The sequence below is a fragment of the Pseudanabaena sp. SR411 genome (assembly GCF_002251945.1).
In the GTDB taxonomy this organism is placed as follows: domain Bacteria; phylum Cyanobacteriota; class Cyanobacteriia; order Pseudanabaenales; family Pseudanabaenaceae; genus Pseudanabaena.
In genome coordinates this window covers 1-13941 of record NZ_NDHW01000162.1, presented here as the reverse complement: position 1 = coordinate 13941, position 13941 = coordinate 1, and the positions used below count along the sequence as shown (strand labels likewise).

11 protein-coding genes are annotated in these 13941 nt (G+C 44.0%); all 11 read left to right on the top strand.

The window, feature by feature from the left end:
* The first annotated feature begins 264 nt into the window (after window positions 1-264).
* The 11 genes from B9G53_RS16660 (at window position 265) to B9G53_RS16610 (ending at window position 13822) form a co-directional block, all read left to right on the top strand.
* Complete coding sequence (locus B9G53_RS16660; protein ID WP_094534258.1) at window positions 265-999, top strand: hypothetical protein; 735 nt, start codon at window positions 265-267, stop codon at window positions 997-999.
* Between the two features lie 330 nt (window positions 1000-1329).
* Complete coding sequence (locus tag B9G53_RS16655; RefSeq protein ID WP_094534256.1) at window positions 1330-3165, top strand: NAD(P)H-quinone oxidoreductase subunit F; 1836 nt, start codon at window positions 1330-1332, stop codon at window positions 3163-3165.
* Between the two features lie 128 nt (window positions 3166-3293).
* Window positions 3294-4832, top strand: coding sequence for an NADH-quinone oxidoreductase subunit M (locus B9G53_RS16650; protein ID WP_094534254.1), 1539 nt, complete (start codon window positions 3294-3296; stop codon window positions 4830-4832).
* A complete protein-coding gene (locus B9G53_RS16645) occupies window positions 4829-5425 on the top strand; it encodes a Uma2 family endonuclease (RefSeq protein ID WP_094534252.1) in 597 nt (198 codons plus the stop codon). Before B9G53_RS16650 ends, B9G53_RS16645 begins: the two co-directional genes overlap by 4 nt.
* Before the next feature lie 18 nt (window positions 5426-5443).
* Window positions 5444-6760: a CO2 hydration protein gene (locus B9G53_RS16640; RefSeq protein WP_094534250.1), complete on the top strand. Its 1317-nt coding sequence runs from the start codon at window positions 5444-5446 to the stop codon at window positions 6758-6760.
* A gap of 173 nt (window positions 6761-6933) precedes the next feature.
* Window positions 6934-7386 (top strand): fasciclin domain-containing protein, encoded by a 453-nt coding sequence (locus B9G53_RS16635; protein WP_094534248.1) that lies wholly within the window; start codon window positions 6934-6936, stop codon window positions 7384-7386.
* 279 nt (window positions 7387-7665) lie between these two features.
* Window positions 7666-10482: a cyclic nucleotide-binding domain-containing protein gene (locus tag B9G53_RS16630; protein ID WP_094534246.1), complete on the top strand. Its 2817-nt coding sequence runs from the start codon at window positions 7666-7668 to the stop codon at window positions 10480-10482.
* Window positions 10483-10681: 199 nt separating this feature from the next.
* Window positions 10682-11110 carry a hypothetical protein gene (locus B9G53_RS16625; RefSeq protein WP_094534244.1) on the top strand — a complete coding sequence of 143 codons (429 nt, stop codon included), beginning with the start codon at window positions 10682-10684 and terminating at the stop codon, window positions 11108-11110.
* 9 nt (window positions 11111-11119) lie between these two features.
* Window positions 11120-11311, top strand: a complete 192-nt coding sequence (locus B9G53_RS16620; RefSeq protein ID WP_176453251.1) for a hypothetical protein — start codon at window positions 11120-11122, stop codon at window positions 11309-11311.
* Window positions 11312-11313: 2 nt separating this feature from the next.
* The gene (locus B9G53_RS16615) at window positions 11314-11580 is read left to right on the top strand and encodes a type II toxin-antitoxin system RelE/ParE family toxin (RefSeq protein ID WP_094534242.1); all 267 of its coding nucleotides are present in this window, start codon (window positions 11314-11316) and stop codon (window positions 11578-11580) included.
* Between the two features lie 4 nt (window positions 11581-11584).
* Window positions 11585-13822, top strand: coding sequence for a tetratricopeptide repeat protein (locus B9G53_RS16610; RefSeq protein ID WP_094534240.1), 2238 nt, complete (start codon window positions 11585-11587; stop codon window positions 13820-13822).
* Window positions 13823-13941: the final 119 nt, after the last annotated feature.

Genomic DNA, 13941 nt, shown 5'->3' with positions numbered 1-13941 from the left:
GACTCTCTCAAGTTGTTAATTTGTCTCCTCTTCGGCTTCATATTTTAAAGTTTTTTTCTCCCACCTGCCAACGCTATTATTTGCTCCCTGCACCTGTTTCGTAATTGTTTTTCTCATTCCATTACGAGCGGAATGTGGGTTTTAAAGGTCTTTGAGGTTTGGTCGAAAATTGCTGTAGTGACCAAGGCGATCGCGATTGGAACAAAATAAATTACAGTTAGTCATATCTAGATAGAACTCTATTGGCATCCCCAAGAGGCATTTATGAGCGCTAAACATATTTCAAAATTAGCAGCCATTTCATCTGTCAGCATGTTAATTAGCGTAGCTGCAACTTCTTTATTGATGGCAAGTCCAAGCTCTGCGGCTCCTCGTTATCGATCGCAAGCTAGATATCAATCACAGGTCGCCCAACCCAGATTAGCTAATCCTCAACCTTCACAAACCAAAACTCCTAATCAAGTTGCTCAAGTGTTTCGCTCGACCTTGAGTTTACCTGCTGGTCAAACAATCGCCGCTAAAATCAATCGCCAAGATACTCTCTATATCAACAAGGGAGAAACCGTCGATGCAAGCTTGCTAGTTGCCCAAGACATTGCCGCAAACAACGGGACAGTCTTGATTCCTGCGGGGGCAGTGATCGAGGGCCAGTTTGTACCTGCCGAGGGAGGTTCTAGGTTTATCGCCCAAAGGTTTACCAGTCGAGGTGCAACTGTCAGACTTCAGGCGGAATCAGCTTTGATTAATGACATGAAAGATCCCCGCGAAACTGGCGCAGGCTCAATTTTGACTGATGCTGGGATTGGTGGAGCCGCAGGTGCAGTCCTCGGTGGCGTGTTGCGTGGCAATGTCCAGATCATCGATATTCTTGGTGGTGCGGCTGCTTCCGTGCTAGTTGGTAATGTGACAGCACCGCAGGTGACAGTAATTGAACCAAGTACAGTGATCAATGTCGTAACTAAACAAACGATTACGTTTGCAGTTAGGGATGATTACTAATTTCTATAACAAGAGCTTAGGCAAAGAGAAAGGCGGTGCAAAGCACCGCCTTTCTCTTTACCTAAGCCCAAACAAGATATTTGTTGAAAGTGTTGCGAAACAACACTTTCAACAAATATCTTGTGATTCGGTTGCTCGTTAATCGCAGTAAAACCCAAACCCAATAAGAGTTCTCAAAACATAAAACGGCGTTGCCGTTTTATGTTTTGGTATAGTTACTTATAGTATACATAGATAAATATTGATGATGCTACCTATTTTCATTTAGATCTATCTCTGCAATAATCATAGAAATTTAACTATGATTTTTAGTAAATAGATAGATATATTATGATAAACAACTGGCTGGACACGATCTGGCTAATACCCTGCTATTCCTTAATAGGAGCGATGCTATCGATCATCTGGTTTCCCAGTATTACTCGTAAAACTGGACCAAGACCAGCAGGCTACATCAATATCTTCATGACCCTCTGCTCTTTGGTTCATGCGATCACCGCTTTGACTGTAGTTTGGGGACAGCCAGCAAAATTGTTATCTTTTCCTTGGCTAGAGGTGGGAGGATTAAACTTCACCATTGATTTACAGATTTCAGAGATCACCGTTGGGGCGATCGTCCTAGTTACCGCGATTAACCTACTAGCGGAGATCTATGCGGTCGGTTACATGGAAATGGACTGGGGCTGGGGAAGATTTTATGCGCTGCTAGCACTTTTTGAGGCAGGCATGTGTTCCCTTGTTCTATGTGACTCTTTATTCTTCAGCTATGTTGTTCTAGAAATTTTGACCCTCGGCACTTACCTACTTGTGGGCATATGGTACAACCAATCATTAGTAGTAACAGGGGCGAGAGATGCTTTCTTAACCAAGCGAGTTGGTGACTTATTTCTCTTAATCGGTGTTGTCGGCTTACTACCCTTGACAGGCACTTGGAATTTTAGTGAACTGACAGAATGGGCTAAAACTTCAGATGTCAGTCCAACTGCGATTACCTTAGTCACCCTAGCACTGATGGTCGGACCTATGGGCAAATGCGCTCAATTCCCCCTACATCTTTGGTTAGATGAAGCGATGGAAGGACCTTTACCCAGTACGATTTTGCGTAATTCGGTTGTAGTTGCTACGGGTGCTTGGGTATTGGTGAAATTGCAACCACTTTTGGCACTATCACCCCTGACTCAACAGGCTGTAATTGCTGTTGGTGCAGCTACAGCTTTAGGCGCGACCCTCATCGCGATCGCCCAAATCGATGTGAAGCGATCGCTATCTTATCTAACCAGTGCATTTATGGGATTGATATTTATCGCCGTTGGTTCTGGTGAAACCCATAGTGCTTATATATTGATCTTTTCCCATGCCTTAGCGATCGCCTTGCTCCTCATGTCCGTGGGCAGCATTATTTCTAATAATGTCAGCCAAGACCTGAGATTAGTGGGAGGGCTATGGAGTCGTCGCCCAGTTTCGGGAATCTGCTTTTTAGTTGGGGCGATCGGCTTGATCGGCTTACCTCCATTGGGCGGATTTTGGGCGATGGTTGATTTGATTTCTCACCTTTGGGACAAGAATCCTGCATTGGCAGAATTAATCTTAGTAATTAACGGCTTGATTGCTTTCAGCCTGATGCGCGTGTTCGGTCTGATTTGGGGAGGACAACCTAAGCAGATGACCGAGCGATCCGTAGAACCTCTATGGTTAATCGTTTTGCCAATGACGATCATGGCAGGAATCGTCCTCCATGTTCCCCAGATGCTCACTGCTTGGGGAGTTATCACCGATTGGAATTTACTCTTCAGTCCCAACTCTCTGTTGCTGTTGAGTTCCAGTCTGGCAGGTTTAGCCACGGGTGGATATCTCTATCTCAATCAACAAGTACCTAAACCTGTGACTTTACCTTGGCAGAGCTTACAAAGCTTCTTTGCTAATGACTTCTATACCCCAAAACTCTATAAGGTGACGATTGTGGGCTTAGTCGATGGGGTGTCAAAAGGAATGTACTGGTTTGATCGCTTTTTTGTCGATGGCGTAGGTAATTTCTTTGGATTAGCAACTCTATTTAGTGGTCAAAATCTGCGTTACAGCACCTTTGGTCAGTTACAGCTCTATACCTTAACGATCATGGTTGGTATTGGCGTTCTACTTTTACTGCTATTTAATCGCGCGTTATAAAGACCCTCACCCCCCAGCCCCCTCTCCCTATGGGAGAGGGGAGCAAAAATTCTTATTTCTTGTTCCCCTCTCCTGCGGGAGAGGGGCTAGGGGTGAGGACATAATCTCTAATTTTAGGAATAAAAACTATGCTTAGTGCTTTAATTTGGCTACCAGTGATTGGGGCTTTAGCGATCGCCTTACTCCCGCAAAATCAAGTCAAAAAAGGTTCGGCAATTATTGCGACAGCGATCTTAATTCTTGATTTCATCCTCTTGCGTCAATTCGACATCAAGATTTCGTCTTTTCAATTAACAGAAAATTTGCCTTGGTTAGAAAATCTTGGCTTAAACTATAGCCTTGGAGTCGATGGGCTATCTTTGCCACTAGTAGTTTTGAATGGTTTGCTGACTTGGTTGATCGTTTGTTTTTGCGATCGGCAAATCAAGGAACGCAACACCCTCTTTCATGTCTTAATGCTCTTAATTCATGCAGGTGTCAGTGGTGCAATTCTCTCGACCAACACCCTATTATTCGTCCTATTTTATGAAATAGAACTAATTCCCCTCTATTTAGTAATTGCCGTCTGGGGTGGCGCACAGCGCAGTTATGCGGCGATGAAATTCCTAATTTTCACTGCCATCTCAGGGATACTTGTTTTAGTTGGATTCCTTGCCTTAGGCTGGCTGTCTGCCAATCCTACGCCCATTTTTGACTATGCAACCTTACAAACCCTGACCTTACCAATTGAAATTCAAGTCACACTTCTAGTTGTCTTACTACTAGGTTTTACCATTAAAGCTCCCTTCGTACCATTTCATACTTGGCTACCCGATGCCTATGTAGAATCGACAACCCCAACGGTAATGATGCTCGGTGGCATTGTGGCGAAATTAGGAACCTATGGTTTATTCCGCTTCTGTGTTGGTCTGTTTCCTGAAGCTTGGGCTTTACTATCGCCTTGGATCGCTATTTGGGCAGGTTTAGGGATTCTCTATGGTGCAATGGTCGCGATCGCTCAAAAAGACATTAAGCGCATGGTTGCCTATAGCTCTATCGGACATATGAGCTATATTCTCCTTGCGGCGGCGGCAGCTACACCCCTCAGCATGGTCGGCGGCATCATCCAAATGGTCAGTCACGGTTTAGTACTGGCGCTACTGTTCTATTTAGTTGGTGTAATTGAAGAGAAAGTTGGCACTAGGGATTTAGATGTTCTTAATGGTTTACTTAATCCTATCCGTGGTTTACCCACGACTAGCGCTTTACTAATCTTAGGAGGCATGGCTAGTGCAGGCATTCCTGGACTAGTTGGGTTTATCTCCGAGTTTCTAATTTTCCAAGGAACTTTTAGTAAGTTCCCAATTCCCACGATCTTCTCGATTATCGGTACTGGACTCACGGCTGTATATTTTGTAATTTTGCTCAATCGCACTTGCTTCGGTAAGTTAGATAACCATACGGCTTACTATCCCAAAGTCAGTGGAGTGGAACAGTTGCCAGCTTTGATCTTGACAGTCTTGATTCTCGTTTTAGGTGTCCAGCCATCTTGGTTAGTACGCTGGAGCGAAACCAGTGCCATCCAAATCATCGCTCGCGTTCCTGACTCATCGCTCTTAGCTAATGAAAACAGCAAATACTCAACCTATGAGAAAATATCCTTAGCTTTTAGGAGAGATCCAAGATGATAGCTGTACCCAAAACCTATGTCTCTGCCGATGAATATTTGCAATGGGAAGAAAAGCAAGAAGAAAAGCATGAATATGTCAATGGCATGATCTATGCGATGGCTGGAGCTAGTGAGGATCACATCGATATCACAACTAATTTAACTGTGATCCTTGCCAATCATTTACGTGGCAAAGATTGCAAGCTATTTCCTTCAGATATGCGGTTAAACATTGCTTCAAAAAATATTTACTACTACCCCGATCTTCTAGTTACTTGTGATGAGCGCGATCGCTTCAATAAAAAGCAAAAAAATTATCCCTGTCTCATTATTGAGGTGCTATCGGAATCCACAGAATCAAAAGATCGCGGTGTAAAGTTTGCCCACTATCAAACCCTCCAATCATTACAGGAATATGTATTGATTAGCCAATGGGAACAGCGAGTAGAAATATTTCGCCGTAGTGAGAAGTTCTGGGTACTGCAAACCTATACCACAGGAGAATTGATCGAATTACAAAGTATAAATCTCCAGATTTCTATTGATGCAATTTATGAAGATGTCAATTTATTAGAATCAAGTTCAGTATCAATTTTAGAAACCCCCATTTAAATAAAAAGGTAATCAACGATGACAGCTACTTTAACGGAACCAGCAACAAAACTACCACCTTCTACACATCCCTATGCAGAGGTGATCCATCGTTTAGAGGCAGGTGGCTCTATGCTCCCTGATACGCCCGAAAACCTGATGCAGATTATTGGGCTTTACAAGGCTTATGCTGTACCAATGGATTTCTATTGGCGGGATTTGCTATACATAGCTGAGCAAGTATTTTTAGAGCCAATTCCAGCTTTTAAATATTTTCTGCCGCAAGAATATTTAGACTTGCATAATCACTATGCTGGCGATGATGCGGATTTGCGGATTTGGCGCGGCGTGGCAACAGCCCATCCAGAATTACTGGAATTTATGGAAAAGGGCGAACTCAAAGCTAAACTTCCGAAAATATTCCATCATCTCTATCACGATCGCATCAATATGGAGTTCGCGGAAGAATGTATGCGGGCGATGCTCTGGCATCGTGGTATGGGCGGAGAGTTAGAGCCTTACATGGATTCTGAGGAATATAAACAGAATGCCGATCGCGCCATTCGGGCTTTCTTTAAAAATAATCCAGTGATGTTGGGACTATACAAACTTTTTCCTGATATGTTCATGGAGCAATGTCGTCAGTCAACCATGACTTCGGTGCTGGGACTATTCTGGGAAATCATGGCTCCCGTGTTCTTTGAGATGTCGGATATTTACGATGAAGGAGGCTTTAAGGGCGTTCCCGATGCGATGGATTTCTTGGTAAATGGCATCTTTGCGATCGCGGGTCGTCCCATTTATCACCGAGTCAAGATTGGTGATGAATGGATTGATATTGTCCCCAAATCCAAGGGATTTACTTGGCTCTATGAAGCTGCTTTCCCCTATGTGGAGGCAGTGTTTTACCGCACTTCACCATTCCGTGGCACGAAGTCCTACAATGCCCAAGCTCACGAAATTCCTGACGATCAGAATGATTTCCACTATGGAATTTTATATGCGGATAAGTTCCCCGTCGGCTCCGCAGGTATTCCACCCACATTGCTGCATCAGGATATGTACCACTTCTTGCCACAATATTTGGTGGACTATTACAAACAGCATTGTCGTGGTGAAGATGACATGTTAATTCAGTTAGCTGTCAGTTTTCAGCGATCGATGTACAACGTTACCTCAGCAGTAATTCAGGCGGGAAGAGCGGCGTTGCTTTATCCTTTAGATGATCCTAATCCTAAACATCTCTTGGCAAATCGCCATTATTTTGAAGGGCAATTGAATCGATTCTGTAATCCTAAATATGGCATGGATAAGGCTGCCAGAATAGGGATGATTCAGGATCAGAACTATCGGTAAGAATTCAAATAAAGCCTGCTGCTAGCATGGCAGGGCAACCACGGGGGGATTGCCCCTACCTGAACAATTTGAATTCTGTAGGGGCTGTGCCCCCGTGCCAGCCCAAGACTTTTGCTACCTAAGGAATTCCTTGAATTTAAAATCAGTTATTAAAACCAAAAAAGGAACCAACTATGCCCACAATTGTTGATATTGCTGTTAGTAACGAAGCCTTCTCCACACTCGTCACCGCTGTATCAGCTGCGAGCTTAGTGGAAGCATTACAAAGTCCAGGACCTTTCACCGTATTTGCGCCTACTAATGATGCTTTTGCCAAATTACCCGATGGAACAATCACCACACTAGTCCAGAATATTCCTCAACTAGCAAGGATTTTAACCTTCCATGTTGTCTCAGGAAAATATAAAAAAGAAGATTTAATCGGTGTCAAGTCGTTGATTTCTTTGGAAGGCACACAAATTGATCTTGATGTCTCCGAAGAAAGCTTCGAGGCAAATAATGCCACGGTGATAGCTGCTGATATCGAAGCTGATAATGGCGTGATCCATGTAATCGATAATGTCATGCTGATGCGTCCTCATTGGTTTTACCCAATTATGGAATCTGGCAAAGTCGGAGTAGTGTAAGCAAAAATCACTGATTAAACGAACCAATAGAAATTCTGGGAAAGTTTTGCGACTCAAAACTTTCCCAGAATTTCTAGGTTTGGGTTTGAGCGCAAAGCTCTGCTCTGTATAGCAAAAAAAGAATTAGCTAGTACAAACCAAAACCTAGGAAGCGAGTTGCGGCGCAAAGCGCCGCAACTCATCTTCTGGTTTTATGTCCTAAGTAAAACTTGCTGCTGTAGAAACTAAACTCAGTCAGGATTTTGTATTCTGGTATTAATTCTTTATCAAAAACTATTTATGTTTTCACGGGTATCAGAACGGCGAATGCATTGGATTCGTTGGGTCTTAACGATCGCTTGGTTACTGATCATTGCGTCATTATTTTACGATCCTTGGACTCCTCAATTTACAGTCCCCAATCATCCTTGGAGTCCATTGCGGTTAACCGATAGTTGCATCTCTGTACAAGGTAACTGCTTAGTAGAACAGCCCTATGCCATCGGTACGACTATATTCTGGGGAGCGGTTGTCCCTGCGGCGATTTTCATTTTGTTGGTATTTGGGCATGAGGTATGGCGGCGGATTTGTCCACTCTCATTTTTATCGCAAATCCCTCGCGCCTTGGGTTGGCAGCGTCAATTTAAACGCGAAAATGCCAAAACTGGCAAGGTTCGTTATGAGTTAGCCAAGGTAAAGCCCGACTCTTGGCTAGGCAAAAACTATCCATACGTGCAGTTTGGCTGGTTATTTGCAGGACTATGCGGTCGGATTTTATTTTTTAATGCCGATCGCCTAATCCTCGCACTTTGGATCTTGACCACCATTGCTGCTGCGATCGCAGTTGGCTATCTGTATGGTGGTAAGTCTTGGTGCAACTACTTCTGTCCGATGGCTCCTGTACAGCGCGTTTACAGTGAGCCGGGGGGACTATTTAGCAGCAGTGCTCACACTAGCGATCAGCTGATTACGCAATCGATGTGTCGAACTGTAATGCCCGATGGCAAAGAGCAAAGTGCCTGTGTAGCCTGTCAAAATCCTTGTTTGGATATCGACTCTGAGCGGGTGTATTGGGATGGCTTGAGCAAACCTGAAGAATCATTTCTAAGATATGGCTATGTGGGTTTAGTGACTGGCTATTTTGTCTATTACTATCTCTATGCAGGTAATTGGGATTATTATTTCTCTGGAGCATGGGCAAGGCAGTCTGATCAATTGGCAACCTTGTTTAGTGCAGGGTTCTATCTATTTGGACAAGCGATTAATATTCCCAAATTAATTGCTGTACCTTTAACGCTGGGCGTTTTTACCGCAGTTGGTTATTTGTTAGGTCGCTGGGTGGAAAAAAGGATCAGGATTTACAGTGGCGATCGCAATCTCAAGCTATCTAGAGAAATCATCCGTCATCGTATCTTTACTATTTGTACCTTTACGATTTTCAACTTCTTCTTTATTTTTGGTGGTCGTCCGTTAGTCGCTTTGATGCCACTTTGGGGGCAATATATCTATGACTTGGGATTAGTTTTACTCAGTACACTTTGGGTGTATAAAACTTGGCAGCGAAGTCCCGACCTTTATTCACGAGAGAATTTAGCCAGTCGCTTCCGTAAGCAATTAGAGAAGTTGCAACTTAATGTTTCCCAGTTTTTAGAAGGGCGATCACTCAGCGATTTGAATACCCATGAAGTTTATATTTTGGCAAAGGTTTTGCCTAGCTTCACTAGAGAAAAGCGCCACACTGCCTATAAAGGAGTGGTGCGCGAAGCCTTGGAAGAAGGATATGTCGATTCCTCCAGCAGTTTAGAAGTCTTGCAACAATTACGTCAAGAACTTGGAATTACTGATGATGAACACCGTGAAGTGCTAGAAGAACTAGGCATCGAAGATCCACAGTTGCTAAACCCTGATCATAAGCGTAGTCTAGAAAATCAAATTCGCTTGACGGGCTATCGCAAATCAATGGAGCGATTGATGCTATTGCAAAAGCAACAGTTTGATAACTCTTCCGATACTTTACTTGAGCAGAACTCAGCTCAAGTGCGAGCCTTACGTCGCCAGTATGCAATTAATCCGCAGGAAGAAGCTTGGATTTTGGATGGCATTTCCCCCGAAACAGGAAACCTGCGTAGAGCCGAGTTTTTAGTCGCTCAGTTACCATCTTTGATTTTCTCTTATCGATCGCTACATCAGCCGATCATCCAAGAGCATCAGACTGTGCTGAGACTTTTGTGGGATAGCATTACTCACAAAAAGGAATTAATTATTCGCACCATTTTAGGAACTCTAGAGACTTTCCCACATGATGCCAATGCGATCGCAATTGCTCAACAGTTAGGGCAATTAGCGCCAGCAGTTTTGGTGGAAGCCTTAGAATCTGATAGCTGGAGCAATCGCTTATCTCCAGAAATGCTCCAATGTTTACATCCATCGCAGGGACAAGCAACTGTTTGCCAAATCGATTATTCGATTGAGGAGATTTTGCGATCGCTAGAGCCTTTACTGGATGATCAAAATCCTTTGATGCAAGCTGCTTGTTTGTATATCACCGCGCAACTGAATCTTGAGCAAAGTAAGGCGATCGCTCGTAATTACAGTCTGCAATCTTCGAGCTTAGTGCAGGAGACGGCTAAGATCGTACTCTCACTGTCTGAGAGTTCCCCACCGCTCACAGCATTTCCGATGTTGGAGAAAGTAGCGCATCTCTTTAATAGCGATTTCTTCCATCGGATGCATGGTGAAACGTTGGTAGGGCTTGCCGATCGCGCTGAGGTGAGATCCTTTACGACTAATGAAGTGATTACAGAAGCAGGTGATACTTGTCGTGAGTTGTTGCTGGTAATCACTGGTTCAGCGAAGATTAATTTCTATTCGCAGGGTGAGGTAATGCGTGTTGAGCATCTCAAGTCTGGGCAAACTCTAGATGAGCTAGAGGTTTTAGCCCATAGTGATTCCCAAAATACAATCATCGCTGAAAGTGAGGTTACGCGAATTTTGGCGGTTCCTGTGGATGCCTTTGATGCTTTTCTAGATCGTGATCGCGATTTTGCTCGTCGTGTTCTCGAACTAGAAAGCCGACAACTTCAAAAATTTATGCGATCGTTCAAGACTGCAAAGTAAAGAAGAAATGGTTTATGGCGCGGCTTTGCTGCGCTACAACGAATAAAGACAAGAATCAAAACCAAAAGAAGAGTTGCGGCGCGAAGCGCCGCAACTCTTCTTTTGGTTTTATGTCTTAACTAGAGTGACTACAGCCATAACAGAAAGCTTAGTAAGTGCTGATGTAAAATTAAAATATTGGTAAACTCGTGGTGCAAATATGGAGCCGATCGCAGCAATTGTAATTGGGATATTGACAATTATTGGTTCGGGTTCGTTGACTAAGGTTGGTGAAAATATTACTGACGGGACGGGTAATCTCGCTCAAAAATTATTGGCGATGTTGAAGCGTAAGGCTCCTGATACGCAAACTGTGAAGTTGTTGGAGGCGGAGCAAGAAATTGATATCCAGCAAGCGGTGATTGATTTAGAGCCGATCGCAAATGATGCGAGTGATCCTGAAGTGGTGAAGTTATTGGATGCGGTGCGATCGCTACTATCCAGCAATCAAGAACTAGCGGCGAAGGTTGAGGAGGTGCGATCGCAATTGAGCCAGTCAAAATCTGAGAATCCTAACAAGCTTGCTGAAAAGATTGGTATGGTGGTTCAAGATGGTGGCAAGGTTGATATTCAAACATTCAATATGTAGGTGATTGCTATGCTCGAAGCTCAAGATTTACGACCTTTGCTCAAGGAGTTATTGCGCGAAATGTTTACGCAGGAGCGCGATCTTTTGGCTGAATTAATTTATGAGGTAATGGAGGATGTGGCGATGGCTAGAGCGATCGCTGAAGGTAAGGACAGCGAAAATGTGGGACGGGATGAAATTTTTGCCTTACTGGAAGGTTAAGTATGCAGGTCGAGTTTCGTAAAACTTTTAAGCAGGACTTACGCGATATTAAGGATCGGAAGGTTTTAGAACGGATTCGCGCTGCGATCGAAGAGGTGGAGAATGCTAGCAGTTTGCTTTCAGTTGCAAATGTAAAATCTATTCAAGGTCATGTTGGCTATTATCGTATTCGGATCGGTGATTTTCGGCTTGGTTTGTATTTAGATAAGAGCGTTGTCGCATTCGTTCGTGTTTTGCATCGCAAAGAAATGTATCGTTATTTCCCCTAAACTGATGACCAACAAACAAACAGGGCTGGAGAATGTGAATCTCTTGGGAGATGCTGATATCAATATCTCCCAAGAGATTCATCATGAGCCGAATAAGCTGGCTGACAAAGTTGGTATCGTCGCTCTGGAAGGGAGTGCAGTGAATATCGGCACTTTCAACAACTACACCCAAATTATTCAGGAGGCAAAGCGAGCGGGAAGCTTGATCAATTTGCCACAGACTAATGTGACTTTTTTTACGGGACGAGATGAAGATCTAGCAAAGGTGCATGAACTTTTGCAGAAAAATCAGAGGGTAGCGGTGTCTGCTTTTGTCAAGGGCATGGGCGGGGTGGGGAAGTCAGAGCTTGCTCTGCAATATGCGCTACGGCATCTATTGACGGATTATGGCGGCGGGATCTGTTGGTTGCGGGGGAATGAGGGGACTTTGCCGACCCAGTTACAGGATTTTGTGCAAGTGCAGCTTGGCGAAAATATGCCCGATGGATTGGATAGTGGCGAGAAGTTAGCGGGGCATTGCTGGCGGCGGCTCTTGGAAAGGGTGGAGGGGGAGATGTTGGTGGTTTTGGATAATGTGAAAAGTTTTGACGAAGTGAAGCCATTTTTGCCGCCTCAGAATGGTAAATTTCGGGTGTTGGCAACGACGCGATTTGGGTTGGGAGATGCAATGCAGCAATACACTTTAGATGTGTTGGTGTTGGATGCAGCGGTGGATTTGCTAAAGTCGTTTTTGCCTGATACCGATCCGCGTCGAGGGAGTGATGCAGAAATCGAGAAGCTTTGTGAATGGTTGGGGCGGTTGCCTTTAGCGATCGAGTTGGTGGGGCGGTATTTGGCAAGGAAGCCCGATCTGTTGATTGCGAAGATGCAGGAGCGTTTAGAAGAAAAGAAGTTACAGCAGGAGGCTTTAACTGATACGCAAAGACGGGCTTTGGCAGAGATGACAGCAAAGCTAAATGTGGCGGCGGCGTTCGATCTGAGTTGGCAAGAATTGTCTGAGGGGGCGCAAAGACTTGCCTGTTTGCTGTCGTTGTTTGCACTTGCGCCGATTCATTGGCAGTGGGTCATAGATGCGATGGGTGATGTGGATGAGGAAGATTTGGAGACTTGTCGCGATGATGAGTTGCTAAATCTGCATTTGTTAGAACGGACGCAACAGGGTGTGTATGGATTGCATCAGCTTTTGCGGGAATATTTTCAGTTTCAATTACAACAACATCCTGAATGGCAAACTCTGCGGCTACAGGTGGCGGTATCACTGCTGAATATTTCTAGAGTAATCGGACAAACGCTCACCCTTGATCAAGTTAAGGAAGTTGCGCCTGCGATTCCTCATTTAGAGATACTCGGACGCGAAATGTTGGATGATATTCCCTACCCTGAAGTTGATTTAATTTGGGCATTTGTGGGAATTGCTAGATTTTATAGCGGTCAAGGATTATATACTTTAGCCTTAATTCCATATCAAAATTGCCTCAAATCTACAGAATTACGTTTGGGTGGAGACCATCCCGAAGTCGCCACCAGTCTTAACAATCTTGCAGAACTTTACAAATTACAAGGGAAGTATAGCGAAGCTGAATCTCTGCATTTGAGATCGCTCGAAGTCAGGAGATGTCAACTACAAGCAGACCATCCCGATATCGCTCAAAGTCTCAACAATCTTGCAGGAATTTATGTAGATCAAGGGAAGTACAGCGAAGCCGAACCTCTCTTTTTGCGATCACTTGAAATATGGGAACGACAACTAGGAGTAGACCATCCACTTATCGCTACTAGTCTCAACAATCTCGCATTACTTTACAAATCACAAGGGAAGTACAGCGAAGCAGAACTTCTCTATCTGCGCTCACTCGAAATCAGGGAACATGCCCTAGGATCAGACCATCCCGATGTCGCCCAAAGCCTAAATAATCTCTCACAACTTTATACATTTCAAGGGAAGTACAGCGAAGCTGAACCTCTCTATCTACGATCACTTGAAATATGGGAACGACAACTAGGAGCAGAGCATCCACTTGTCGCTACCAGTCTCAACAACCTCGCATTACTTTACAAATCGCAAGGAAAGTACAACGAAGCCGAACCTCTCTTTTTGCGATCACTCGAAATAAGGGAACGCCAATTAGGAGTAGACCATCCCGATGTCGCATCCAATCTTAACAATCTCGCATTACTATATAAATTGCAAGGAAAGTACAACGAAGCCGAACCTCTCTATCTTACTCCCTTCCCGCTATAAGATCAGTGAATTAATGAAAAGATAAAATCCAGTGTTTTTCGTAATTGTATTTTTGAGAGAAATTGACTGGATTCAAAAAACTGCTCTAGCTGATTAGTGATATCTCCTAATGTTTTGCC